The organism is Sphingomonas sp. SP4, assembly GCF_058313375.1.
Genome location: NZ_JBZFLE010000002.1, coordinates 559,863 through 582,984, shown reverse-complemented (window position 1 = coordinate 582,984; position 23,122 = coordinate 559,863). Strand labels below are relative to the sequence as shown.

At 56.5% G+C, this 23,122-nt stretch carries 26 protein-coding genes; 9 read left to right on the top strand and 17 right to left on the bottom strand.

Going from position 1 to position 23,122, the window contains the following annotated elements; all coding sequences use genetic code 11:
• The first annotated feature begins 116 nt into the window (after positions 1–116).
• Positions 117–1,004, top strand: a complete 888-nt coding sequence (locus AC4GYV_RS12185) for an aldose 1-epimerase (protein WP_491100972.1) — start codon at positions 117–119, stop codon at positions 1,002–1,004.
• Positions 1,005–1,154: 150 nt separating this feature from the next.
• Here AC4GYV_RS12185 and AC4GYV_RS12180 read toward each other — a convergent pair whose 3' ends face one another.
• A complete protein-coding gene (locus tag AC4GYV_RS12180) occupies positions 1,155–2,024 on the bottom strand; it encodes an FkbM family methyltransferase (RefSeq protein WP_491100971.1) in 870 nt (289 codons plus the stop codon).
• Between the two features lie 525 nt (positions 2,025–2,549).
• On the opposite strand from AC4GYV_RS12180, the gene AC4GYV_RS12175 reads away from it, so the two are divergent.
• Positions 2,550–4,187, top strand: a complete 1,638-nt coding sequence (locus AC4GYV_RS12175) for a hypothetical protein (protein WP_491100970.1) — start codon at positions 2,550–2,552, stop codon at positions 4,185–4,187.
• Here the strand turns inward: AC4GYV_RS12175 and AC4GYV_RS12170 are convergent.
• The 3 genes from AC4GYV_RS12170 to AC4GYV_RS12160 all read right to left on the bottom strand — a co-directional run bounded on the left by AC4GYV_RS12170 (position 4,123) and on the right by AC4GYV_RS12160 (position 7,414).
• The gene (locus AC4GYV_RS12170; RefSeq protein ID WP_491100969.1) at positions 4,123–5,103 is read right to left on the bottom strand and encodes an EpsG family protein; all 981 of its coding nucleotides are present in this window, start codon (positions 5,101–5,103) and stop codon (positions 4,123–4,125) included. The two genes, AC4GYV_RS12175 and AC4GYV_RS12170, sit on opposite strands and share 65 nt — an antisense overlap.
• Before the next feature lie 840 nt (positions 5,104–5,943).
• On the bottom strand, positions 5,944–6,903 hold the full coding sequence (locus tag AC4GYV_RS12165) for an acyltransferase family protein (protein ID WP_491100968.1): 960 nt from the start codon (positions 6,901–6,903) through the stop codon (positions 5,944–5,946).
• Between the two features lie 196 nt (positions 6,904–7,099).
• Positions 7,100–7,414 (bottom strand): excalibur calcium-binding domain-containing protein, encoded by a 315-nt coding sequence (locus AC4GYV_RS12160; RefSeq protein WP_491100967.1) that lies wholly within the window; start codon positions 7,412–7,414, stop codon positions 7,100–7,102.
• Positions 7,415–7,796: 382 nt separating this feature from the next.
• On the opposite strand from AC4GYV_RS12160, the gene AC4GYV_RS12155 reads away from it, so the two are divergent.
• On the top strand, positions 7,797–8,201 hold the full coding sequence (locus tag AC4GYV_RS12155; protein WP_491100966.1) for a hypothetical protein: 405 nt from the start codon (positions 7,797–7,799) through the stop codon (positions 8,199–8,201).
• Positions 8,202–8,239: 38 nt separating this feature from the next.
• Here the strand turns inward: AC4GYV_RS12155 and AC4GYV_RS12150 are convergent, their stop codons facing one another.
• From AC4GYV_RS12150 to AC4GYV_RS12135, 4 genes are all read right to left on the bottom strand, one after another.
• Entirely contained in the window at positions 8,240–8,611 is a 372-nt protein-coding gene (locus tag AC4GYV_RS12150) for a Rap1a/Tai family immunity protein (protein WP_491100965.1), read from the bottom strand.
• A 90-nt stretch (positions 8,612–8,701) separates the two neighbouring features.
• On the bottom strand, positions 8,702–8,911 hold the full coding sequence (locus AC4GYV_RS12145; protein ID WP_491100964.1) for a DUF6980 family protein: 210 nt from the start codon (positions 8,909–8,911) through the stop codon (positions 8,702–8,704).
• 70 nt (positions 8,912–8,981) lie between these two features.
• Positions 8,982–9,812 carry a PEPxxWA-CTERM sorting domain-containing protein gene (locus AC4GYV_RS12140; protein ID WP_491100963.1) on the bottom strand — a complete coding sequence of 277 codons (831 nt, stop codon included), beginning with the start codon at positions 9,810–9,812 and terminating at the stop codon, positions 8,982–8,984.
• Between the two features lie 21 nt (positions 9,813–9,833).
• Positions 9,834–10,772, bottom strand: a complete 939-nt coding sequence (locus AC4GYV_RS12135) for a PEP-CTERM sorting domain-containing protein (RefSeq protein ID WP_491100962.1) — start codon at positions 10,770–10,772, stop codon at positions 9,834–9,836.
• Positions 10,773–10,938: 166 nt separating this feature from the next.
• On the opposite strand from AC4GYV_RS12135, the gene AC4GYV_RS12130 reads away from it, so the two are divergent.
• Positions 10,939–11,304: a Rap1a/Tai family immunity protein gene (locus AC4GYV_RS12130; RefSeq protein ID WP_491100961.1), complete on the top strand. Its 366-nt coding sequence runs from the start codon at positions 10,939–10,941 to the stop codon at positions 11,302–11,304.
• Positions 11,305–11,361: 57 nt separating this feature from the next.
• Here AC4GYV_RS12130 and AC4GYV_RS12125 read toward each other — a convergent pair whose 3' ends face one another.
• Positions 11,362–11,673 (bottom strand): excalibur calcium-binding domain-containing protein, encoded by a 312-nt coding sequence (locus AC4GYV_RS12125; protein ID WP_491100960.1) that lies wholly within the window; start codon positions 11,671–11,673, stop codon positions 11,362–11,364.
• 114 nt (positions 11,674–11,787) lie between these two features.
• Complete coding sequence (locus AC4GYV_RS12120; protein WP_491100959.1) at positions 11,788–12,114, bottom strand: hypothetical protein; 327 nt, start codon at positions 12,112–12,114, stop codon at positions 11,788–11,790.
• A gap of 336 nt (positions 12,115–12,450) precedes the next feature.
• Here AC4GYV_RS12120 and AC4GYV_RS12115 point away from each other — a divergent pair, with 336 nt between their 5' ends.
• The 3 genes from AC4GYV_RS12115 to AC4GYV_RS12105 all read left to right on the top strand — a co-directional run bounded on the left by AC4GYV_RS12115 (position 12,451) and on the right by AC4GYV_RS12105 (position 15,085).
• Entirely contained in the window at positions 12,451–13,833 is a 1,383-nt protein-coding gene (locus AC4GYV_RS12115) for a trypsin-like peptidase domain-containing protein (RefSeq protein WP_491100958.1), read from the top strand.
• On the top strand, positions 13,823–14,251 hold the full coding sequence (locus AC4GYV_RS12110) for a surface-adhesin E family protein (RefSeq protein WP_491100957.1): 429 nt from the start codon (positions 13,823–13,825) through the stop codon (positions 14,249–14,251). The genes AC4GYV_RS12115 and AC4GYV_RS12110 overlap by 11 nt, the downstream gene beginning before the upstream one ends.
• Positions 14,252–14,320: 69 nt before the next feature.
• Positions 14,321–15,085, top strand: a complete 765-nt coding sequence (locus AC4GYV_RS12105; RefSeq protein ID WP_491100956.1) for a hypothetical protein — start codon at positions 14,321–14,323, stop codon at positions 15,083–15,085.
• Here the strand turns inward: AC4GYV_RS12105 and AC4GYV_RS12100 are convergent, their stop codons facing one another.
• Together AC4GYV_RS12100 and AC4GYV_RS12095 are read right to left on the bottom strand one after the other, a co-directional pair.
• Positions 15,086–15,343, bottom strand: a complete 258-nt coding sequence (locus tag AC4GYV_RS12100) for a hypothetical protein (protein ID WP_491100955.1) — start codon at positions 15,341–15,343, stop codon at positions 15,086–15,088.
• On the bottom strand, positions 15,337–15,921 hold the full coding sequence (locus AC4GYV_RS12095) for a tyrosine-type recombinase/integrase (protein ID WP_491100954.1): 585 nt from the start codon (positions 15,919–15,921) through the stop codon (positions 15,337–15,339). The genes AC4GYV_RS12100 and AC4GYV_RS12095 overlap by 7 nt, the downstream gene beginning before the upstream one ends.
• A 167-nt stretch (positions 15,922–16,088) precedes the next feature.
• Here AC4GYV_RS12095 and AC4GYV_RS12090 point away from each other — a divergent pair, with 167 nt between their 5' ends.
• Positions 16,089–16,607, top strand: a complete 519-nt coding sequence (locus AC4GYV_RS12090; protein WP_491100953.1) for a hypothetical protein — start codon at positions 16,089–16,091, stop codon at positions 16,605–16,607.
• A gap of 375 nt (positions 16,608–16,982) precedes the next feature.
• Here AC4GYV_RS12090 and AC4GYV_RS12085 read toward each other — a convergent pair whose 3' ends face one another.
• Positions 16,983–18,053 (bottom strand): hypothetical protein, encoded by a 1,071-nt coding sequence (locus tag AC4GYV_RS12085; protein ID WP_491100952.1) that lies wholly within the window; start codon positions 18,051–18,053, stop codon positions 16,983–16,985.
• A gap of 163 nt (positions 18,054–18,216) precedes the next feature.
• Entirely contained in the window at positions 18,217–18,768 is a 552-nt protein-coding gene (locus tag AC4GYV_RS12080) for a thermonuclease family protein (RefSeq protein WP_491100951.1), read from the bottom strand.
• A gap of 240 nt (positions 18,769–19,008) precedes the next feature.
• Between AC4GYV_RS12080 and AC4GYV_RS12075 the strand changes: the two genes are divergently transcribed.
• On the top strand, positions 19,009–19,230 hold the full coding sequence (locus tag AC4GYV_RS12075) for a hypothetical protein (RefSeq protein WP_491100950.1): 222 nt from the start codon (positions 19,009–19,011) through the stop codon (positions 19,228–19,230).
• Between the two features lie 960 nt (positions 19,231–20,190).
• On the opposite strand, the gene AC4GYV_RS12070 is transcribed toward AC4GYV_RS12075, so the two are convergent.
• From AC4GYV_RS12070 to AC4GYV_RS12060, 3 genes are all read right to left on the bottom strand, one after another.
• Complete coding sequence (locus AC4GYV_RS12070) at positions 20,191–20,823, bottom strand: hypothetical protein (protein WP_491100949.1); 633 nt, start codon at positions 20,821–20,823, stop codon at positions 20,191–20,193.
• 116 nt (positions 20,824–20,939) lie between these two features.
• Positions 20,940–21,149, bottom strand: a complete 210-nt coding sequence (locus AC4GYV_RS12065) for a cold-shock protein (RefSeq protein WP_491100948.1) — start codon at positions 21,147–21,149, stop codon at positions 20,940–20,942.
• A gap of 473 nt (positions 21,150–21,622) precedes the next feature.
• On the bottom strand, positions 21,623–22,168 hold the full coding sequence (locus AC4GYV_RS12060; protein ID WP_491100947.1) for a hypothetical protein: 546 nt from the start codon (positions 22,166–22,168) through the stop codon (positions 21,623–21,625).
• Between the last annotated feature and the right edge of the window lie 954 nt (positions 22,169–23,122).

The window sequence follows — 23,122 nt, the reverse complement described above, 5'->3', positions numbered from 1 at the left end:
CCCCGGCCCCAAGGGGTTAAATACCGCAGCGCGGATTCCGCACGCAACGTCGAATATCGGTTTATCCCCAAGGAAGTTGTCGGCCTGTGAATTGGTTTGACCTCGAAGGTGCAGAAATGGCTTCAGAAACACTGATCACTCTCTCCTGCGGCAAGTTGCGCCTGGAGCTAAGCCCTTCTGTTGGCGGCGCAATTTCTGCCTTCGAGTGGATCGGTGATGGCTCGCCACGACCGATATTGCGCAAGAGCAACAATCCGCTCGAAAACGCCCTGCAGGGTTCGAGCTTCCCGCTAGTCCCCTACGTCAACCGAATCCGGGGCGGCGCCTTCACCTTCGGCGGGCGCGAGGTGCGGATCGCTCCGAACATGGTCGGCGACATCAGTCCGCTGCATGGGCAGGGATGGCTCAACCCTTGGACAGTGGAGGAATCTAGCGAGACCGCGGCGTTGCTCAGTTATCGCCATGAGTTCGGAGAATGGCCTTGGTCCTACGACGCCCGGCAGGAATTCTCGCTCGATGAAAGCGGGCTCAGCGCTCGCCTGACGTGCCGGAACACGTCCGAAGATCTAATGCCCTGCGGCCTCGGCCAGCATCCCTATTTTCCCTGCGGTCCGGAAACGCAGATCGATACGCGGGCGACTCATGCGTGGACGACCGACGAGAATGTTCTCCCGGTCGAAAAGGTAGTCGCCGACGGCCGCTACGACCTTCGCGAGCGGCTAATTTGTGGACAGGAGCTAGACCATGGCTGGGGCGGCTGGGACGGCTCGGCGCGGATGACGGATCCGGAATGGCCATACTCGGTCGAGCTATCCTCACCGCAGGCTCGCTTCTTCCAGGTCTATTCACCGCCAATCGGCGCCATCTTCGTTGCGGAACCGGTGACCCACGCCAATGCCGCGCTGAACGCCCCCGAAGACCAGTGGCAGGAGCTTGGCATGCGGGTGCTCGCGCCGGGCGAAACCATGAGCCTCGACATGCGCCTTGAAGTTATCGCGAAATAGCTGCCCTTCAGGTTGAAGGTTCGAAATCCGGCCTATATAGCCCGCGGCTCTGCCGCATCCGGAGACGTGGGTGAGTGGCTGAAACCAGCGGTTTGCTAATTGTCTGGACGCTTTGATTTCAAAGCAAAATCTGGGCGTCTATAGAGCATTTTATAATGATCGGGCTGGCTTTTCGCTGTTGGCTTCAGCCATCGCGTTATGGTCGGCCCTAGTGGCGTGAATGTCATACCAACCGATGTTCGGATACGTGCCCGTCAAGCGCTCCACAAACCTACAATAATAATCGTACAGAACGATCCGCCTGTGCAGCAGGGCGGGAAACCAAGCTCGTCGAGCGATTGATCGGCATGCTCGTTGAGCATCTAGAATAGACATCCAGCGTCCCGGAGCTTCATCCCCAAACAATCCACTGGATCCCGGTTCGAACCGATGTTGCACGTATTTGCCCACCAAAGGCGGATGCGGCGCTGACTGATTTTCGACGTAATGCTGCGGAACGATCTTGAACCTGTCGTAACCCAGCTCCACCAAAGTCTGTAGCTCCGCTTCCATGGATCTAAGAGATGGATTTCGGGGAAATGCGGATTCGATCGATAGAAACGGTGGCCGCAGATGACCGTGACGAAGGGAATCCAGGGCCCGCGAGTCCATGCCTTCGATGTCGATCTTAACGTAGAACGCATCGCCGTATTTCTTGATGAGCTGAGCGAGGGTTACCGCTGCGAGCTTGAATTCTGTTGAGGGGAAACCTCGTGCAGCGTTCTGGTCACGCCAACCCGGGACCAGGGTGCTCCACTGCGTATTTCCGTTCTTGTAGAATGTCACCGGACCAGCACGGTCCGCTATGGCTACGTTAACGATCTCGAGCTGGCCACTCTCGACATAATCCCTGAGCCGCTCGGCTGCTGCCCGACACATGTCTCGGTCAGCATCCACGCCAATTACGCGGAAGCCCTTCCGCAGATAGAACTCGCTGTCCTCACCGGCGTGGAGCCCGATGTCATAGATTAAACCGAGCACTGCTGCTGTTTGTAGGTAACAACGAGGCAAGAAAGCAACGTTGAGCGCATGTGCAATCTCGCTGATTACACTCCGGACTTGTTTGACCGGACACGCACTGCCGGACTGAAGGCCTCTGACCCATTGCGGACATGAGGCAGTCGCGTAATCTCCTTTGGTGGGATCGATCTTTCACGTAACGGGCGCTTGTAGCTTGGCGCTGCTGCTAGTCGCATGTGCAGACGACAGCAGCAGAAACGTCATTCACGATGGGCAACCGTATTTCCAACAGACGATCGTCTACAAGTCAGCTGAGTCTAACCGCCTTGTGAGCTCCGTAGGTCAGTTCGCTAACGCCCACGGGATGGACTTCGTAGTTTCGCGTGATGAGCCTCGCCTAGGCGACTTCAATGCATGGGCTGCAGGTCGCGACGTCAATTTCGTCGCAGTCCACCTCGCAAATGATCGGTCCAATTCCGTGCACATTCTCGGGATAGCGAAGGGCGTGCCGACCGAGCGAGACAAAGCCAAGGCCGCAGAATTTGCATGCTATGTCGCCCGACTCTGTGGCTCCACAACTTCAGCGAGCTTCGGCTGACACCGCTTCCTCACAGTCACGAACAAGTCGAATGGGGTCGGTGGACGTGGCCATGGCTCATTGCCTCACTGGTCGCTTCAGCCTGCCTCCTGACCTACTTCATTCTCCACTCAATCCTGGGCCCCCTCGGCGTCGATGAGATTTACTTCTCACACGTCCTTTGGCTGACCTTGCAAGGCAAGGTCCAATATGTGGATTTCTACAGCCACCACTTTCCGACGTACTTCAAGCTGTACGAAGCCATTATTCCAGCCAGCGAAGCTTTCGGTCTTCAATTCGTTTGGTTCGTGCGACTCTCGAACCTTATTGTGCTAGCGGGCTACGTCGGATTGCTCCTTTGGGTCGTTCCCAACCGAGCGCTACTTCTGCTTCCGCTGCTCCTCACATTCATCATCACAAGTCGTATGATCGAGGTACGCACCGACACGCTTGGGCTTCTGCTTTTCAATGGGGCGTGGGCGTCCTTGCTCCATCGCTATTCCCTTCGATCAATCCTAATTGCGGCAGTTCTAGCTACGCTGGGCGCGATATTCTCAGCGCGCGGCCTCGTTATGGGAATTGGGTTCACGGCGGCCGTTGCTGTTCTCGTGATTAGCCGTCGCGATCTCCGGACAAGCTTAGTCCTGATGGCGTTCGGCTTAGCGCTCTGCGCCGCAACTGCGTTGGCTTACGTAGCGTTTCCACAATACAGCCAAACGCTAGTCCAATCCGCTCTGCTGGATAACACTACCGATCAGCTGGCGCCCCTTAGCTTCGTGCGTCGAATTGTGGGCTTCGATCGCTCACCGCAGATCTTAATGACCATCGTTGCCTTGGCGCTTGCGGTGAGCTCCGCGATGCAGGGAAGGCAAAAGCAGCAAGCCATAGTGGTTGCATCCGCTACGGTTTCGCAGTTGGCCCTGATCTTCCTCGACCCCTCTCCGTTCCCTTACGTTTACGCATGGGCTGCAATTCCGACTCTCGTCGGGCTCACTTTAGTTAGAGAGGATCTGGATCGCCGCTTTACGAAGGCTGTGGTCGCAGCCGGAACGGTATTCGCGGGGTCACTGACGCTCGCCACGTTCGGTTACCCATTGGTCGCAGGCCATCAACCGCCCGTTGGCTCGAACTATCGCGTGTTCCTCGATCGACCATTCAGGCCCGACGAGGTGCGCGGACTGTCCAACGAGAAGCTCGTCGCAGCCATGATAAGTGGTCGAAATCAACAGTCGCTCAGCAACCAGCTCATGATCCGGGAGGAAGTTTGCAAGCGCATCCAGGGGACGACTCTTGCGGTCTGGCAGGCACATCCGATCTGCATGCCCGATGCACATTACTACTGGTATGAAATGAGATGGCCTAGCGTGTGGGCAGGGGGTCCAGAGCCACGCCATGAGCGCTGGTTTGAACAAATCTTCGAAGCGAACCCTCCAGCGCTCTTCGTCTGGGCTGTGCCTGGTAATTCGGCGCCTCTGAATGCCTGGGCCAAAGGTCTACTTCATGGCTACTCGAATTATGACGGCTTCTCATTCAACGAGCGCATCATCCCCAAGCAGACAGGTACGTCCGATAAGGCATCCAGCCAGCAGCGTAGTGACCAAAGTTGAGCCAAACGAAGAGGACTGCGGCAGAGTAGCCAATCACCATGGCCTGCCATGCCACCCTCGAATCGGCGCTTCGAGTGAAGACGTAGGGGATCCTGCTGAAGGCGAACAATTGGATCGGGATGAGGTACATTCCGAGGCGGTCAACGATGACCGAGGACGAGACCAGGAACAGTGCTGCTCCTGTTGCGAGGCTCAGGATCGCAAAGGTCTTCCACACGATTTTCTCTTCGCGAGATCGATAGAAACGATCCTTTCCGAGCAATAGAATAAGGGCTGGCAGAACGTTCATCGCCACCCGAACGGCAGCGCCGGCGGCGTCGTAGCGCCCCTGCATATATCCTTGGCTGTATTGCTCCACGCTCCCGGAAAAGATTGTGAAATATGCGATTACGCATGCCAACAAGGTAAGCGAGGCCGTGACGAATTTGTTGCGACCTCCGGCAATCATCATGACTGGAGCGAAGACCAATACGGATCGGTGGAAGAGCCCGCCGAGGATGGTGAAAAGCACGAATTTTCTGAGGGACCTGGTCTCAATATAGTCGGCCAACCCCAGCATCAGAAAACCAATGGCTGCAGCCTGGCGCGTGAAACCCATGCCCACAACGATGATGAGGAACGGCGTCGCAACAAGCATCGCCAACCATCGGTTTGGCTGCAACTTGCAGAGTCGCATGAGACCCCAGCAGAACGGAATTGCGCAGGCTAGGTTGACCGGCCAAACGCCGGTTCCGAGCTGGGCCGAAGCCCAATTTAGAATTAAATAACCGGGCTCGTATCGCGAATGCCCAAATGCGTAGATCAGCGACCAGCGAGAGGCTTCCTCATAACCGACCTCATAATTGTGCCAGTCGCCGCCTACGTGATACCTGAATCCGATTATCAGGATCAGCATCAGAGCTGCCAATAATGGCATTGCGGATCGTGTTGCCGGAAACTCCCGACGGCCTCCGAGGGCAATATGCGCGGGAGCTGCTTGGGGTTGGTAAAAGATCGCTGCGAAGGCGAACACGCCGAACAGAACCCAATAGAAAATCACAGAAGGGTTCGCTCCGCCTAATAGGTGATTTCGATCACGGACCCTGAAGGAAGTCCGGCGTCTTTCGCTTTGAATACTTCGTTCACAGCTCGTTGAGCGCTTATTGGACGGCTAAAGGTGTAAACGTTGCCTGTTGCGGGGTCAGTTGCCGAAGTGACCCATTGAGCACGTTTCCAGCCCACCGGCCGAAATTCGCGCTCACTGCGTCTGAACCACCACATTCTAGGTGCCTAGCAGATGGTCGATGCAACTGGACAGAGGGCTCTCATTGAAGTGCTCCTTACGCCTGCCATCTGACTGATTGCCACGCAGCACGGCAGTCGTTTGGTGAAACTTTGCAACTGGTGATTGTCGAGGCGGTTGCATCGTCATGCAGTGCGACGAACCAATCTCCAGTTTCGAGGCATTTTACCCGCCAGTAGTCGATGCCGTCGAAGCCCCCTTTCAGAACAGCTTCAGTTACGAGCGGACACTGTTTGCCAGCTCGCACGAGTAGCGCCATGAAGAATGTGCGGCGACTTTGAGCATCCTTCATCAACTCGAAGGACTCACTTGTAGTTGGGACGGGGTTCTCTCCCGGATCATGGGTCGCGTCCGACAATCCACTACCCAAGTTGCGGCTATCAGACTGTGAGGGGCCGCAGCCCATCAGCGAAACGACCATCACGGCGACGCTCAAACCTCTGAGCAGCTGGGATGTCCGGATGTTCGAGGTCCTCATTTCGAAGTCTGAATCCTTGCGGACGAGTCGACGGGAAAGAGACGCACCTTTTCAATTCGTGGGCCAACCAAGGCAGCCAAACCAAGGATCAGGAAGGGGATGAGCCAGTTCACTCCAATGCTTCCGTAAGCGAACAGCAGGAGTGGGAAATGGATGACGTAGAGTGTGTATGACCAAGCAGCGCTGGGATGGATCCAAAGTCGCGCTGGCGCTTCCGGTAGGTTCGATATGTGCGCAGCAAACGCAATGCCGACTGAGAGTTGCCACAACATCAGTAGCTTTCCGATTTCGGGCCAAATCATGTAGGCCGCGAATGCGGGAAGGGGGATGATAATTAGCCATTTCGGAAGCCTCGGTAGGAGAAATCCGAGTGCCCAGACCGTTCCGAGAATTGGAAAATATCCGTGATTTCCGATGAGCAGGATGCCGGCCAGAACGATGCCAAGGGCACGCCATCTGGGAAGAGCAAGAAGTAGAGCGAGAACGTAATACCAAATCTCGCAGCTTAGTGACCAAAGCGGTCCATTTGCTGAAATCGTTGGGAGTCCGAAGAAGCCGTTCAGCAAAAGGATGGTTGGCAGAATTCCAGCGATTGAGAAGTCGGTTCTTGCGGTGGGCAACGCAAATGACCGATCGCCGGTCTGGAAGGTGTACGGCGCAACGACCCAAAGCGCCGCGGTTAGGGTAATCGAAAACGCAAAGACCAATGCCAGGCGGTTCACCCTCGCGGCAACGAATGAAGCGGGACTGCCGAGTGCCAAGCAACGGTCGAGCGACCTTCGAATGAAGAATCCGCTGAGTACAAAGAAGACCATCACCGCACCATTGGCGAGCGCTGCCCAAATGGGAGACGGATTGGTCTCGAATATCTGAAAGGAATGGCCGACTAGGACGGCGATTGCAGAACCGCCGCGCCAAGCATCCAGATACTGGGACTGTCGTTCAGGCAGCCGCACTTTGCTGGCCTAGCGGCTTTCGGGAGGGGTTCCAATCGAGTTGATATGAAGCGGCCATAATGGGGTCAGCAGTTCGCTAGGGGCCAATCCCCAACCCGTACAGAAGTATAAGGAGCCTCAGGGCCGGTATGGTTGTCTGAGGCACCAAAGCCCAAAGGACAATCATCATGAAGGTCAGTAGTTGGACAAACATGCCCTACTCGCAGCCCACTCCGTCACCATCACGATCGAGCCGGCGACTATAGCCCGGGTCACCCTGCCGAACGGGAGCTGCTCCAGCAGCCCGTGCAGCTGCACAATTGGGGAATGGGCTCCCGCTAAAGCTTCCCAAGGTACGCGCCGTCGTCGAACGAGGAGCCGAGCTGCTGCTCCCTCGATGACAGTGATACTCACCTGTGTTGCGGTTGTTGTGACACCCTTGGGCGTTCAATCCGCCCGGATGTGCTGCTGAGGCACTCGCCGTCAGTGAGAGGAGCGCGCCGAATAGCGCTCCCACAATGTAGCTACGCATGAACTTCCCCCTGACTCGGCAATACCGACATTACCGCGGAAGCTTACAAAGTCGATTGCAAAGGATTGTCAGTGCGCCTTCGACGTTTTGCCTTCGTAGAAAGCATCCAAATAGACGAGGCAGGGGCGCTGAGGCCCCGATAGGATGCCCCAATCTTGTCCGCAGACGAAGATCAACCGCAGCAAAGGGCTCTTGCGAACCAGCTGGGGGAAGTGGCGAACCAGCCAACGCCAACCCTAGTGGTTAACATTCGATCGAAACCGACATTTAGCTGCCAGGGCCCATGTGGTACTGTCGTAATAGCCGACCCTTAAGATGCATCCAGATGCACGTCGTTAGAACCGGGTCCTCCGAGATAGTTATGCCGGGAAGGAGGAACAGAATGCCAAATGATCACACAATCACTCTGACAGCCAAGATCGTAACCGGAACGAACGAGATCAGCGTCACTGGTCCTTCTGGTCCCACGAAATTGGATAAAGGCAGCGGTACGCATCACTTCAGGTTTGAGCTCGACGATCAAACCGGCAAGAGCGTGGAGTTCTTATACTACATTGCGGCCGACAATTGCTCCACCTGTCCGCCTGATAAGACGCAACCGAACACGCAGGTTCGAAAGTGGAAGGTCGACAATGACCCGACCCACGGGAAACCTTCGGCTGAATTCAAGAACAGGAACGACAACAAATCGCCGATGGACGTAAGCTACAGCCTGATTTTCACATGCGATGACCCGAACATGAGCGTCCGTCCTTATGACCCAATCATGCGAAACGGCGGCCGTTAATTGTCTGAACCCGTGAAGCCGCTCAGGGGCCGCGCGATCTACTTCTTGCAAAGGTTCCCAGACGCGACGCTCATGAACGCTATCCAATCGCCCCCGTCTTTGTTCGTGGACGGCTTCCGACCGGTCGTTGCGTTGATCAATTGAAGTACACGGACCCGGGCTTCCTCCGGCGTCATTTTCGGCAAGCAGACCGGCATTCCCTGCTCTTGCATCGATCTCGCTGTATTCAACCCATATAGCAGACCCTGAAGGTACAGGTCGCACTTGGCTCTTGAGACCGCGTCGTTCTCGGAGCACATTGTATACAGAGCTTCGGTCGTAAACGGACCAGCGTAGTCCGTCGGGCTCTCCGCGTGAACGCCTGACGCCGCTGCAACGCAAACAGCGATACCGAGAAGTAAGTTACGCACCACGCTACTCTCCCAAGTGCAGTCTCCATGCCGTGAGGGTACCGCCACTGCGAATGTCTGCAACGGGTGGAAAGCAGACGTTCGCCAGTCTTACTGGAGTCGCTCGGGCAGCTTGGTGCCGCACCATGGGCAATGCGAAATGGCGATTATGGATTCGCCGCCGTCGTGGATGATGAGCCCATAGGTTCGGGACGTCGGCCAGTAATCCACGAGACAGTCAGGACAGTCGTAGCGGTTCGGATGCTCCTCGCACGTCGAGTTGACGTTTGCCGACATCATTTCGCAGCAGTGGTCACTCATGCGACGACCGTGCCAGTAGCTGGTTAGGTCTGCAATCGGTGGAAAGCGGACCCTCCAGCGTGGAGGTGTGTCAGCCTTGGGCAGGAGCCTTGGCAAGAGGCGAGCGTTTGTTTGTTCTGAACAAGGCCCCAATCGCGCCGAAACCAATTAACAGCATCAACCAAGAGCCAGGCTCCGGCACCGCATTCGGCACGCCTGCCTGGCTCAAAAACACTCCCGATTCAGAAGTGTATGTCAGCCCGTCGGGTAACAACATACCAAGATGAGCGGTTTGCCCAAAATCGACAGATGAGTAACCGACTGCACCAGCCCACGTCGACAATTGAGCAGTAAGATCGAATGCGGGGCTTTGCTCCGTTAGAGCCACCCAAATTGTCAGACTTGCCATGATGTCAGTTGGATCAAGCGAAATCACTTCGACGGAATAGTTGCCCGCAGAATAGGGACCAAGCAGGCCCAATTCGCCATTGCCTGGCGCATAACCATCCAGTCGTGCGATGTCGACGCCGTCATTGATCTGCGCCAAGAATAGTTGTGCCGACGCCTCAGCGAGATTGGCGGACACAGTGCCATGAACGGACATCGTGATTGGGATCTGAATAGTCCCGATCCAGTCACCCACGATCGTGATATGATCCTTCAGCACGACAGACATGGCTGGATGCCCAGCTACGTCGTCACCCTCCACTGCAGAACGTAAAACTCCAGTTGCGAGATTGCCTTCACCAAACGTCGACATCGTATGCGAACCGACCGACTGCGACTCTGAACATGTCGCGTACGTTGCTGCTTGAACGAGCCCGGAATTCAAACAGGAATCTAACCGGACCTGTGAAATAGCTGGCGTTCCGACGAACACACTCGCTGCAATGGCGAGCATCGATGCGCTTCGAATCGACATCCTTCAGCTCCTCCGTGAGGCTTATTCCGTGCTCCGCTGGTTAAAACCTGCCGATTTGAGGGGGCGGCGAAAAGCGAACCCGAGCGCGCCGAAACCAAGTAGCATCTCGGTCCACGTGGAGGGCTCTGGAACGCCTCCCGGGTTTGTCGGAGCCGTGAGGAACACGCCCGATGCCGAGGTGTAAGTGAGGCCGTTCGGAAGCAGCAAGCTCAGATGAGCGGTGTGAGCGAAGTCAGCGAACAGTCCCCCGCCGTTGAGCTCACTTTGAATTTCGAGCCATGGGTTCGCCGCTGATACTGTTACGTCACCTGTAAAGACGTTCGGTCCGACAGTGCTCCAATCACCTGCCTGCGCGGTGATTTGCCAAGCTGCAGGCGATGCGATGTCCTGCACCTGGCTATTACCTTGTCCACTATACAACGTACTCACGACCAAAGTGTCGGTCAGGCTCTGAGCTTGAAAAAGATAGGCGAGGTTCGCGTCCTGATATGTTCCGTCGAGCGTAAGCGTGAACTGAACCGTCGCACTATCGCCGGAGAACGACGCCGGGTCGAAATAGAGCACATCTGAGTAGCGAGCAGCTGCTGTATGACCACCAGGGCCGCTGAAATCCATATGCAGCTCGCCGTTTGCCAAGTCAGTTGAAGCTGCGGCGCGCTCGTGCCTTAAGATGATGCCGCCAGTAGCCGGGAAGGGGTAATCGCCTTCGAGCAACGCCGAAGCGGCGGTCCCGTCGCCCGATAGCGCCGGGTTTTGCAGGATTACGCAGGGGTTGAAGGTCCCACCATTACCGACACAGGTTTCGTCGTTGAAATTACCTGAGGGAAGGATGAGGTTGACGGACGCCGCAGCGCCGTAAGCCGGAGGAAGGTTTTGCGCCATCGCTGGGTAGGCTGCGAGTGAAAGAGCAGCAAAAGCTGTCCACGCGATTCCCGTCGTCGCTAGTGCGATTCGCCCCATGGCTTACCCCCGTTTCTGCTTGTGCTTCCCCATCAATCCGAGTCGAAACAATGCTTATTAATCTTATATTTACCGTCATACAATTAACTAATGTTGGACCTGCGTGGCGTCCGTAAGCTTCTAGGGCTTTCCGGCGAATGGAGTGAGCGCAGCCGAGGGGGCGTGTATGAAGTGTGCGGTCGTGTTGCTCGGTGTGTTTGGACTGGCACTAAATGTTCCGGCGCCAGCTGTGGCGGGATTCAAATCGGGTAATGATATGCTCCCCGAGTGCACTTCAGAGCGAGGCAGTGCCACCTACTACCAAAACGAAGCATATTGCGTCGGCTATGTGGTCGGTGCGGTCGATGGCGAAACGCTCTTCACTGAGGCCTTTAAGAAGCCGCTTTACTGCTTGCCGGGCGGTGCCACATCGGGGCAGCTCAAGGATGTTTTCGTCGCATATCTCCAGCGCCACGCGGAGAAACGTCACCTGTCTGCATCGGCTCTCGTGGCTGACTCATTTATCGAGGCGTTTCCCTGCACCGAGAAGTAGCAACTCGAAAGACTCAGTGCTTCGATCGAGAGCGCTTAGAGTCGAGCCTGCAACCGCTCACTCACAACCCACTCCGTCACCATCTCGGTCGAGCCGACGACTGTAGCCCGGATCGCCTTGTCGAACGGGAGCTGCTCCCGCAGCCCGTGCAGCTGCACAATTGGGGAAAGGGCCCCCGCTAAAGCTTCCCAAGGTACGCACCGTCGTGGAACGAGGAGCCGAACTGCTGCTTCCTCGATGACAGTGATACTCACCTGTTTTCCGATTGTTGTGACACCCTTGGGCGTTCAATCCGCCTGGGTGTGCTGAGGCACTTGCCGTGAGTGAGAGGAGGGCGCCGAATAGCCCTCCCACGATGTAGCTACGCATGAACTTCCCCCTGACTCGGCAATGCGACATTACCGCGGAAGCTTACAAAGTCGATTGCATCGGGACGGTGCCTCGGCTGCCAGGAGCCAGCGGAGGCATAACCGACAATCCGTGTCAGTGCGTCTTTGACGTTTTGCCTTCGTAGAAAGCATCCAAATAGACGAGGCACATGCTGGCGACCAAAACCTTCTCCGTCGTTTTGTAGGTTCGTGCAGTAGTCTCGCGGTCTAGAACCTCACCGATACGGTCGCTTGTTTCCAACGCCATAGGACAAATGACTTTGGCGTCCTCTGTGATCTGCGACAGCCGACTTGTTGTTACGAGCAGTGGAAGGTCTTCATCAGGTGTCGCGGCCCTGACACTTGTGGCTGACGAGGCTAGCGCGAGCGCCACGATTTTGAGGATCAATTTGTCCGCACGAACGCCAACACTCTTACGCATACTGTTCCCTTCAGATGACCCGGCGACCACAAGAACAAGTGCTCCGGATGGAGCGACTTTGGTTGCCGTGAGCGCTCGATAGTCGCCATCGGTAAATGGAGCGTTGAGCCGCTTCCGATTTACCGAGCATTGACAAACGGAAGCTAATTTCGTCGGACTGTTTGCGCTCGGTGCAGGTCGAACGGGGGGATAATGTTCGGCGCGTTTATTGCGTTTCCAGGGCGGCGTTTTGCCGCCAGGTTCTTGCTTGTCGTCGTTGCGGCGACAGTTGCGATACTGCCAACTGCACAAGCGCAGGCGGACGATGTCTCTGCGGCTGCACGGGGCGTTGTTCGGGTGATCGCGGTGGCGAAGAACTATGAAGATAGTTCAGTTACGTTCGGCACCGGCTTCGCAATTAGCCCGCACCGCATCATCACCAATGCCCACGTGCTTGAAGCCGCCACAAATCCATTGGCGGACTCGTTTGTTGCAATTGTTCCCGCTGAAGGAACCAAGGCAATCGAAGGTCGCATCGTTGCTGTCAACGAAAGCCGCGACCTGGCGCTAATTGAAGTGGAGCCCAGACTGGAGCCGTTGGCCATTTACTCTGGTCCGGTGGAATCCGGGGCGCACATGTCAGCCCTCGGCTATCCAGGGAATGTCGACATGGCGACTGTCCGGTCGATGTATGACCTCATCACGCCGACCTCTCCGGTACGGTCAGAGGGCAGTGTTTCAAGTGAGCGCCAGGTCAACGGATTGCCGGCCCTCTTACATACAGCTGCCATTGCTCGCGGAAACAGCGGTGGACCGCTTGTCGATGAGTGTGGTCGGGTAGTTGGCGTAAATACGTACACCACGAATTCTGAGTCAGGCGACGCACCTTTTGGTTTTGCCGTCGTGAGTCAGGAACTGATGTCTTTCCTTCGTGACCACGCCGAAACCTTTCAGCAGGTCGGTACCGCATGCATCTCAATGGCCGCGCAACAGCAGAAGGAAGAGCAGGCGTCAGAAGCTGCTCGTCGAGCGGACGCCCTTGCTCAGCAGCGGCAGGATGAAGAGGTGCGCCAGCGGACGGAAGCCGAGACTGCACGCCTGAATGATGAGCGCGCAAATCACGCTGTTGGAGCGGGATTGCTAGCACTGTTGACGCTAGTTGCTGGCGCGTTCGCGACGGCATTGTTCCTGAAGGATCGCGTGAAACCCGCAGGTGTTGCTGGGGCCGTCGCAGCTCTTGGCTTGATGGGTGCGGGCTATGAATTCTTCAGCAGGCCCAGCCTGCAGATCAAGGTGCCATCCCTAACCACCAAAGCTGCAGCAGATACGGTCGACGTTCACGGAAAGCTCCTCTGCCAAGTTCAACTTGATCGCAGTCGGGTGACGGTATCCTCGACGGATGACCTCCCGATCGAATGGACGACCACTGGGTGCATGAATGGTCGCACTCAATATGTGCAAGATGGTGAGGTTTGGCGGAAGGTTCTCGTGCCTAACGGAAGCGAGACCGTTTCCGTCCAAGAATTCATTCCAGCGAAGGCCGAGTATCGGTCGACCCGATACCACCTTCCGCAAGCCGACATGGAGCGCCTTAGGGCAGTTCGGGGAGCGGCCTCTGGCAACAGCTGTGCGTCAGACGCTGCAGCGATCGATCAATTGTCCGGGACGATGCAGCAATTGATTGGCTCGCTGCCAGGCACACCGAACGAGAAGCTCATCTACAAATGCAATGCTCAGTGAGCATGTGGTTTGTAAGCGTAAAGGGGAGATAAATTCGGTGCGTTTTGCAATCATAGGGATGTTTCTGCTCGCTGCTGTTCCGAGTGAGGCGCTAGCGGCAAATTGGCAACTGGCTTCAACATCAATCGAGGGCGACGAGAACTATATCGACACGAGCAGTATCATCGCGAACGGCAATCTTCGGACAATCTGGCAGAAGATCGTGCTCGCGAAGGTTGGCCGGAATGGAAGTTCATATACCTTGGCGCATGCGCGCTATGATTGTGGCAGCCGAACCTACACATTCCTCAACTCAATTTCCTATCGAGCGGACGGGGTCGTTGTGAGCTCCTCTCAAATTCCGACTTATAGTCAGGAGTCGAGAGATATTGCCCCTGACTCAGTCGCTGAACGCATCTTAACAGTGGCGTGTGGATAGGTGTCGCAGCTGGACGAGACCGATTATGACGAAAATCGGTTGATGCCGTCATTTGATCTCGGGCCACTGATGCGGGCGCTGTTGCGCCGTAAGCAAGCCTTGGCCGTTGCGGCTGGCAACGCCTTGAAGGAGCTTAAAGACGCCCGATCCGCGCTGCACGATTTGGCTTGGGTCTCGGAACTTTTGGACTTTCTAGCAAGTGAAGATCCCCGGAAGAACGAAGCTCGCGTGCTTCCGCCATCGGCTCGCGGAGCATTCTTGCAGAACGCCATTCTTATGTACGCTCGCGCTACTCAGCCAAGTCCACAACGGCGAGGGGAGGGGCGTAAGCACCTTAACGTAAAGAAGTACCTCTCGCCAAAGCAGCAGGAACTGCATGATCAGCTCGACACATTGCGAAACAAATCGATCGCTCATCTGGATCAGAACCGACCCTTCGGCGACAAACAATTCGCCGAGGAGACGCTAGTTCTGGTCATTGAAAAGGGAGGCGGCAACCGCTTTGATTTTGCTGACAGGCGGATCATTTTCCAGGCGCATCTCGAGAGGGACATGCGTGAGCTGGTGAAGGAGGTACTGCCGATCGCGCAGAGGCTCGTCGCCGAGCGCAGCGACAAGGCCTCGCGACTATTGGCCGACGTTATGCGGGCTGAGCCGGACCTCAATCGATTGATCACAAATCACCCGTTCAATCCCGTCGCATTCTTTGGGAGCGAGGAGTCTGCGCGCAACTTCTTGGACAAAGGAGCCCCGACAGATCATCCGCTGAAGATCGACGACGAGATAATATTCGAGGACTGGCCCGACCCCGTCGTTGCTCGAGACCAGCAGTGATTATTCACTGGCATCGGACAGAGCACGGGCGATAACATGATCAGTCGTGTTTCTTAGGTAGACAATGAATTCATCGTCTCGCCAGGCGGCATCGTCCAGCGGAGTCGTCATCGCGTCGTGAATTCCGTTCAGCTGCTCGGGCTCCAAGAACCCATTTTGGGCAAGCGCAGCAATCACCCGGCAAACGCCATTGAAGGTCGCTATTGCGAGAAGCTGCATAGCGTCGTTGTGGACCTCCTCTTGGTTGTCAATCACCAACCGTCCACCACGAGCTGCATCGCCCTGCTGTCGATCTCAATGTAGCGCTGAGTCATCGCCAACGATCGATGTCGAGCTAGCGCTTGCACATCCCTTAGGCTTCCGCCGAAGCGACCGATGTGCCTGGCCGACATTGTGATAAAGGTTCTTCGGCCCGAATGGCTGGAGCAGCCTTCGAAGCCCAGCGCCGTGAACCACTCCTTGAACATGTTGACGATCACCTGAGGTGAGGTGCGGGGTGATCGTTCTGTACGGATCACATGATTTTGCCCGATTGGCTCTGACGAAAATTGTTGCAGTGTTAAGAGGGCTTGCCGCAATTCCTTCGCCATCGGGACCACGCCGCCACTGCTGCCCTTGGCTGCTCCGTTCGTCAGCCTGATCGTGTCGGTGAGCTGACCTTCGGCATCGGTGACCATTCCCCAGGTCAGTCCGGCGATCTCCTTCGCACGAAGACCTGCCCTAACGGACAGGAGGAAGATCACTCGATTTCGGTGCGGGTGTCTCGTCCCTCGAAGGTGGGTTTCAACGGCACGCACCTGTGCACTCGAAAGGATCTTCGCCTGCTTTTGCAGCATCCGAAAATGTCCATTGAACTAATAGCAGAATGTGGCAAATATTATATATTCCAATGAGTTCTGGGCCAAGGTTTCGGGCCGCAAGATATTTCCCGTTGTTCTTCAACGGGAACGACGAGCTCATGTGGAAATCATAATTCCATAATGAATTACTTCCGGCGGCCGTCGTGCTGCTGGAAACCATAAATAGAACGATGACAGAATTCGATTGTTATGGTCGGCGACGGAACGTCGTGGCCTCCGAGGAAACAGCAAACTGGTTACGAAGTGAGGTCCGGCCCAACGTGGCCGCTACATTCTCGCTGCTGCCGTGGCGGACTGTTCACGATGGTGGTGTCCGTCATTGGCTGAAGGGCGACCCGAACGAGTATCGCTGGACCTTTGATAACCTCATCCATGATCTAAGCGGTCGCTACCTTGGTCGGGCCTATCGCCGATACCGGAAACTCGTACCTTATTTCGCCACCCTCGAAGGCGATGGCGACGTGAAACGTCATCACATTCATGCTGCATTTCGTTGCCCCGAACACGTTGAGGTCGACGCTTTCATTCGGGCGATCGGTTTCCACTGGATGAAGTCGCCCTGGCGGATGAAGGACAACAAGATTGAGCCGATCACCGATAATTGGTCCGGCTATATTCTAAAGGAAGGTTCTGAAGCACTGCTATCAGCAGGGGGCTTCTGAGACTGCTGGGCGAAGGAACGCCCCGTTCAACAAACTGAACCCGACAACACTCTTCGGTACCGGCCACGTTCGGCACGGGCCTTAGCTACGCTATTACCTGAAAGAGAATGAGAACTTGAATATGAAGAACCAAGCACAACGAAACAATCAGAACCGAAGCAGAGTCGATTGGACCAAGATGGAAAGCTACTTAAGCTTTGACCAGTTCCCTTACGTCCATGAAGACCCCAAGGACGACAGGAGCATGTTCCCCTTAAGGCGGTTTGGCCGACCGTAGGGAGGCAAACGGCGAAGCCGTTTCACGTATTAATTCAGGCAAAAAGAAAGGCCCCCGACCGTGAGGAAGGGGGCCTAATTGTATCAATGCTCCAGCCGTTATCGGGTTCTAGGTGGGCTGGCTTTCCACAGGCGATACCCGGGCACCGCCTTCAATGCTTCTGCCGACACGACGGTATCCTGCTTCAGACTAAACGGCACCAGAGCGAACGGCTTAGCATTCCTGATGTAACGACCCGGATCCAGCTCGTGGAATTCGCCGTTCAGAACCTCCAACTCCATCTCACCAGCATTGTGGGCCTTGCGGAGGACCACCTCTGGTTTGCCATTGAATAGCTTCGCGAGAAGATCTGGCTGCCTAGCGAGGTCGTCGACGGCGCTTTGGAACTCGTCGACCGTCGCTTTCCTATTGGGATCGGTCGCGTCTCGCCGAATCTTTGCCCTGATCTGGACGAAGCGGTTTAGGTCCCACAACGCTAAGCGCTTAATCCGATCGACCTTGGCATCCGAAAGTTTCGGGCTCACGACCTCGATCACCGAAGCAATTACCTTCGGCGACGTTACCGTTTCCAAGATCTCCGATGTCGTATCACCGGTCTTTCGCACAAGGAGCAACACGAGGTCCTCGGCGTCGGCCTCTGGCGATACTCCCATCGGAAGCGCCTCTGCTTCCGATGCCCCGCTGTCATCTTCACGTCGCTTCAGGAAGCTCTTGATCACTTTCGCTGGCGTATCGCCTCCAGTTCTTGTCGAAGGTACCGGCTTATAGAGTCTCGATAGGCCTCCACTGTCCTCGACGAATTTCACGAACTCTGGGGCCGTCTTCTTGCCGGCCTCCTTCGCTTTTTCGCAGGCGAGATTGTAATAGTATCGCTTCGCCAACGTCTTCTTGTAGCCGAGCGCCAGGACCAGGATGTTTTCGAAGACCGTTTTGCCTTCGGCAATCCATGCGACGTTATTGTCTTTGATTTCCGATAGGGCCTCCGCCTGCCTTCGCAATTCAGACTCAGCTTCTGGATCGGCTTCGATCTCGACGCCTGCTTGAAATACCTGCCCGATCAACTCATAATATAGACGACGGCCTTTTGTGATGGCGGCATCGTTACTGGTATTGAACGTCCTGACGGTTTCGATGATTCCGTCGACGAACTCTTTGGCACTTGCAGTCATATTCAGTCTCACTTCTAGTTTGTAGTCATACGCAGCACCTCCTTCATCCGATTGTGAAAATGGAAATCAGACCGACCGGATTCAATAGCTAGGCCGGTGGATATTCTATTCGTTATTTGTTCGTTTCAAATATTGAAAGCGCCATCGTTCTGGCGCTTCGGTGTCAGCACCATGGTCGGCGACCACCAGCATACCATCGGGCTAGTCCCTCGGTTACGAGCATGTCACCGACACTTCGTCCGTTGATCAAGACTATTCTCAGCTCTCGTCCGTAGACATCGCGATCACGGTCAATCGACTGAAGCGTTATTGTCCCGGCATCGAGTAGCTCCTGAAGCCGGAGCGTGGCTCGGTCGCCCAGCTCCTTCTCGCTCGAACATCGGGGATCGTGGGTCTCCGGTGCATCGATATCAGCAATCCTGACCTTCTCACCTTGGAGCCAGATCGTGTCTCCATCGACGACACAATTGTATCCGCCGCCGGTGAAGCAGAGCGAGAATTGCGTCCGTATGCCTTCTGCTTGTGAGCCGGTCTCGGCCTTCGCTATCGTAGGCAGCACAATCCATCCGGCCCCGTAGGCCGTGCCTATTAGTGCGGCCGTGATCCAGACCGCTCCGAATCCCAGCACGCTCTTAAGGCGCTTTCTGCGCCATCGTTTTTCTAGAAGCTGCTGGTGGTCGTGTCCCCAGAAGCTGATCCGCTCTCGATCAGGCATTTCAATTCATCCCCCGCTCAGCGGAAGGCTAACGAGCCACGGGCAGGTCCTGCAAGGCCCGCTCAGGTCCGAATTTGCGGACGACGGCTAATGTCTGGTTTCGACCCATTGCGGACATTAGGCGCCCCTCATGCACGGTTCACATTGGAATGTGCTACAAGGGCTCATCACCTGAGATCGCAAACCGAGCGCCCTGTGACAGAGAGACACTCCAGTGCTCTCGCTCGCGGGAGATCGATCATGGAAAAAGCATACTGGCTGAGCCGCAAGAGGGCCTCGCTGAAGCTGGCTCAAGGAGCGTCCAGTTCTCGAGCCCGATTGGTCCACTACGATCTTGCCGGGCGCTATAGCTTGAAAGCCGTGTCTGCGGAGACGCAGGCCATCGACCTCGCCGGTTCCTTGCCTGCGCCGATCCTCGCGAACCGCAGGAGCGGCACTCTTGGGTGCGATTACAATGGTTGAGGCCTCGAATGTGCTCGGGGTGTTCGCAGCCGTTCTGCTCCTCGGAGCTCTCATCGCATGGCGGAGCTTTCTCCGGGGTCCGTTGATGCAAGGAACCGATGGTCGCGCTCGGAGGGATTCGGCTCAAGGCGAGTTTGCCTCTGAGCTACTTTTTTGGGCTGCCGGGTTAAGCAGCACTGCGGCACTACTGGCCGTGGGCGGGTGGATCTTCCTGTAAGTCCGCACTTGGCGACATCGGTCAGTTTTCGACTCATTCGGACATCAGTGAAAGAGTGGATGGCACTCGCTTGGCGTCGAGCGTTCGGCCTTACGCAGTGAGGAACGTCAATCGTTGGCGGGCACGGCGGTCGCGTAACGACGTTGGAGCATCTTTTCCATTCGCGCCAAGCGCTCGCGACATCGCTGAAGCAGCACACGATTGATCTGGGTGACGGGTTTCATGGCATTAGAAACCTTTGCCGAAAGGTCTATGTTCCTAAGCTATTGGCATTTCTCACGTGCACCGACGTGCCGCGGCCACGCACTTTTGACTAAAACGGCTCGGCCACAACGGAACTCCACGCCGTTGGCGGGTTCGGCACTCGCGTCGGAACTTCCCCCCTTGATCGGCGCTTAGCGGAAAAGAGCAGCCAGTCTCCGGGGCCTAATGGCGACAGAGTTGCTACTCCTTTTACAGTGGCGCGCATCTGAGTGACGTTCGAGATGGCAAAGCCGACTGGAAGTTGACGGTCGCGGCTGACGAACCGAGTGTATCGACCGGCCTGAGCACGGCTCCTCGTTGCTGCCTTGGCTAAGCAGCAGAAAGCTCAGGTTTCAGAAACCTCGTCGAACAAGGGCATGGCTGTCGCGGTGACGAAAGCGACCTTCGAGTCCCGCTTGCCTAAGGTAGCGTAGGCAGTCGCAACCCAAAAAAGACGCCCAGCCGAAACCGAGCGCCTTTTCGCGTAACAAGCCCTTTTGTCAGCGCGCCAAGTCGAGCAGCGCCAGGATCATCTGTGACTGTCGGTCGATCTGGTAGACCCGACCATTGTCATAACCGTAGTAGACCCGCGCATCATCGACATACTGGCCGCGATACTCCGCTGGCAGGCTCACGATGCGAGACGTAGCGAACTGGCCAATCCTCGCGTCCCCGTTGAAACGATCGCCGGGATGCAACCCAGCAAACCGAGCGTCTGGCACCCAATGGCCATTGACACTCCCACTTTCCCAAGTCGCCCTGCTGTTGCCGCGTCTGCTATATGACTGGCTCGCATCACGGATGTCCTTGTCGAGGACCGTGCTGCGCCGCAGCAGCTCGGCGTGCTCGCGGCCGCTTATCCCATTCGGGCTGAATCGTCGTTCGAGGCTGACCAAGCGGCTGAGATCCTCGCGAAGGCCGATGCTTTCACGCCTTGAGATCGTGCCCTGGCGGACGCCAGCATCGATCTGAAGCTGCAGCTGTTGACTGTATGTCCGGCTATGGCTCCACTGCGTAGGTTCAGGCGCGGCCGTTGTATTGCTGTACGTAGGTTCATGGGCCCACTGTGCGGAGGCAGGCGCGGCCACAGAAAGGCCGGCGACGGCTGCCATTGTGGTGTAAATCGGACGCATTGAATTTCTCCTTATGTCCCTGGTTGGGGACGCTACGGGCAGCAAATGGACCTGCCGCAGCAATCGGAATTGAAGAGGTAGAGCGGAAGCCATGTTCGCCTCCGCCCCAAACCATATTAGATCGTCTGCAGGTTCAACGCGCAGGGCTGTCGCTCGCTGTTGGTGCCTACATCGTAGGAGATTCGCTGACCGACCGTCGGGGCGGCCCTATTCTCAGAGGGGAAGGCGCCGCGCTCAAAGCGGAGCATGTCGCTACCGGTTTCCGGCTTGATCTCGCCGTGGCCCTTGCTTGTGTCGAACGAACTGACGGTTCCAAAATACTTCATGGTGAGTTCCTTTGTTGGCATGCGCCGGAATGGCGCTCTGCCGCTAGGAGACGTCAAAGATGGAGAGAGGTGCGGCTTAGCGCCCAAAACCGTCGATTGCGACTGGTAGCAACGAAGAGATAGGCGTTGGCGATCATTTAAACAAGCTGTGCCATGAAATATAAGTACGCGGCGTCGGCAATAGTCGATAATAATAGTCTCCGATCGCCCAGTGGTTTTATCACCGCCCTTGCGCCGTATCATAGTGGCTTCTTATCGCGGAGAAAGACGACGTTCGGCTTTACTAACGCCGATAGCGCAGAAACCATCGTCCGAAATCAGGGTATATGGCCCACGCGCGGGCGCGCGGGTCCTTCCTCACCCGCTTCCATGCATCGCCCATCACGAACGAGCGCCAGCTCGCGACAATGGTAAAAGAGCGCTGTTCCTTGCCGCAGTGGGACGCGGGAAAGGAAGACATCCACATGCAAATTTCAATTATCGCTCTTCCCGTCGAGTTCGTCGAGGATGCGCTCCGTCTCAGCGACCAGCCTCAGACGTTCTTGTTCATTGATGCCTGCCCTTGCTAGGCCACCAGCCAGCACAGATGCCGCGTCCTCTGTCGAGATCTGACGCAACCGCCTGTCAATGACTTTTAGCCGCGCGAGAATGTTCTCATCACTCAGGGTGCTGTTCGTTTCGGTCGGCGTTGTTGCGGAGGGCGGCCGGTCATAGGTTGTGGCAAGGACGGCGCCTGGCACTGGTGTGTTCCGCTTGATGAACGCCTCGGCCTCTCGCATCGTCGCGAAAGCGTGTTCGCTGCTTTCGCTTTCGGGATGCTCCAAGATAACGACATACGGCAGGTCGGTCCGGTGGGCGCGCGTTACCCGGCCGGTGGTCGAGCTCATGTGGCCACCTTCATTGTCCCAGGATTGCTCTTGCCGTTTAATTGCGTCGTTCTCGCGCTTCGTGTCGGCCTCCTCGGCCGCTGACCGAAAAGCAGTGAAGCTCTTGTCTTTGGCACCGGCGGGATCATGCATGAGACTTCTCCTAAGCTCAGGTCACCATATGGGGTTGCGAGTGACTAGTTGCGAGCTGCTCCCCGTGTGGGCTCGGGTGCATTTCTCCGCACATGTGGAGCGGCGACCGGCTTATCAAACTCTCGGGGTTTGCTTCTGCGGGTCTTGCCGCCGCAGCTCTAGTAATGATCGGTCTCGGCGTATCGCAGCGAGCGGTCGCCCCCACAGTTTTGGTCGCATTTGGGGCAGCCGTCCCAAGGTTGCTGCTAGCTCTCCGTGAAGCATTCCGGAGGACCAGCTAAGCAAGTCGATCCGCGCCAGCGAAATGTCTGCTTCCCACCCAAAGCAGACCTAACCATTCCAATCGCTGTGCTGTCTTATGATCGCCAAGAGCGCGGCAACTGATGCGCAAAACAGGAACGCTGCGAGCACGAATGAGGCTGTCGACCCATGTCCGATCAGAGGCGGACCAACGGCGGCGACGGTGGCCACCACAATGAAGATGCCTGCCGTTGCCCAACCTTCACGGCTCGCAACAGTGTATCCCTGACCTTCGTCGGCTCGTCGCCAACGGAACCATGGTTCAGCCATACGAACTCCACGTAGCCGAGCAGAGCCTGTGCTAAATCACGAAAGGTCCGCTTTCCACCCAAATGCGACCTAAGCTGCGAACGTCCGAGTTCGACCCATTGCGGACGTTTGACAGTCGGCTACTAAACTCTCGTCGGAACCCATGAGACAATGAGACGGACGCTTACAACGTTGGCGCTGCTAATAGTGCGACTGGCACCCATTTACGGTGTGCTGGGTATTGTGCTTGGCATCGCAGGCGTGTCGGGCTGGATCGTGCTGATGCCCATCTTCCTGCTAGCGGCGCCAGCGGGAGCCTATCTCGCATCGCAACGCTGCGGTCAGTGCAAAAAGGCCGTGTATGCCGGTGATACCTTCGTGGATGTTCCTCGATCGAGCGGATTG

Coding starts and splice junctions, on each gene's coding strand:
- AC4GYV_RS12155 (WP_491100966.1), top strand. CDS start 7,797: ATGCCAAATGATCACACAATCACTCTGACAGCCAAGATCGTAACCGGA.
- AC4GYV_RS12085 (WP_491100952.1), bottom strand. CDS start 18,053: ATGACTGCAAGTGCCAAAGAGTTCGTCGACGGAATCATCGAAACCGTC.
- AC4GYV_RS12095 (WP_491100954.1), bottom strand. CDS start 15,921: ATGCTGCAAAAGCAGGCGAAGATCCTTTCGAGTGCACAGGTGCGTGCC.
- AC4GYV_RS12105 (WP_491100956.1), top strand. CDS start 14,321: ATGCGGGCGCTGTTGCGCCGTAAGCAAGCCTTGGCCGTTGCGGCTGGC.
- AC4GYV_RS12070 (WP_491100949.1), bottom strand. CDS start 20,823: ATGCGTCCGATTTACACCACAATGGCAGCCGTCGCCGGCCTTTCTGTG.
- AC4GYV_RS12120 (WP_491100959.1), bottom strand. CDS start 12,114: ATGCGTAAGAGTGTTGGCGTTCGTGCGGACAAATTGATCCTCAAAATC.
- AC4GYV_RS12135 (WP_491100962.1), bottom strand. CDS start 10,772: ATGGGGCGAATCGCACTAGCGACGACGGGAATCGCGTGGACAGCTTTT.
- AC4GYV_RS12065 (WP_491100948.1), bottom strand. CDS start 21,149: ATGAAGTATTTTGGAACCGTCAGTTCGTTCGACACAAGCAAGGGCCAC.
- AC4GYV_RS12110 (WP_491100957.1), top strand. CDS start 13,823: ATGCTCAGTGAGCATGTGGTTTGTAAGCGTAAAGGGGAGATAAATTCG.
- AC4GYV_RS12075 (WP_491100950.1), top strand. CDS start 19,009: ATGGAAAAAGCATACTGGCTGAGCCGCAAGAGGGCCTCGCTGAAGCTG.
- AC4GYV_RS12140 (WP_491100963.1), bottom strand. CDS start 9,812: ATGTCGATTCGAAGCGCATCGATGCTCGCCATTGCAGCGAGTGTGTTC.
- AC4GYV_RS12145 (WP_491100964.1), bottom strand. CDS start 8,911: ATGAGTGACCACTGCTGCGAAATGATGTCGGCAAACGTCAACTCGACG.
- AC4GYV_RS12170 (WP_491100969.1), bottom strand. CDS start 5,103: ATGCCATTATTGGCAGCTCTGATGCTGATCCTGATAATCGGATTCAGG.
- AC4GYV_RS12185 (WP_491100972.1), top strand. CDS start 117: ATGGCTTCAGAAACACTGATCACTCTCTCCTGCGGCAAGTTGCGCCTG.
- AC4GYV_RS12125 (WP_491100960.1), bottom strand. CDS start 11,673: ATGCGTAGCTACATCGTGGGAGGGCTATTCGGCGCCCTCCTCTCACTC.
- AC4GYV_RS12080 (WP_491100951.1), bottom strand. CDS start 18,768: ATGCCTGATCGAGAGCGGATCAGCTTCTGGGGACACGACCACCAGCAG.
- AC4GYV_RS12060 (WP_491100947.1), bottom strand. CDS start 22,168: ATGCATGATCCCGCCGGTGCCAAAGACAAGAGCTTCACTGCTTTTCGG.
- AC4GYV_RS12130 (WP_491100961.1), top strand. CDS start 10,939: ATGAAGTGTGCGGTCGTGTTGCTCGGTGTGTTTGGACTGGCACTAAAT.
- AC4GYV_RS12175 (WP_491100970.1), top strand. CDS start 2,550: ATGCTATGTCGCCCGACTCTGTGGCTCCACAACTTCAGCGAGCTTCGG.
- AC4GYV_RS12160 (WP_491100967.1), bottom strand. CDS start 7,414: ATGCGTAGCTACATTGTGGGAGCGCTATTCGGCGCGCTCCTCTCACTG.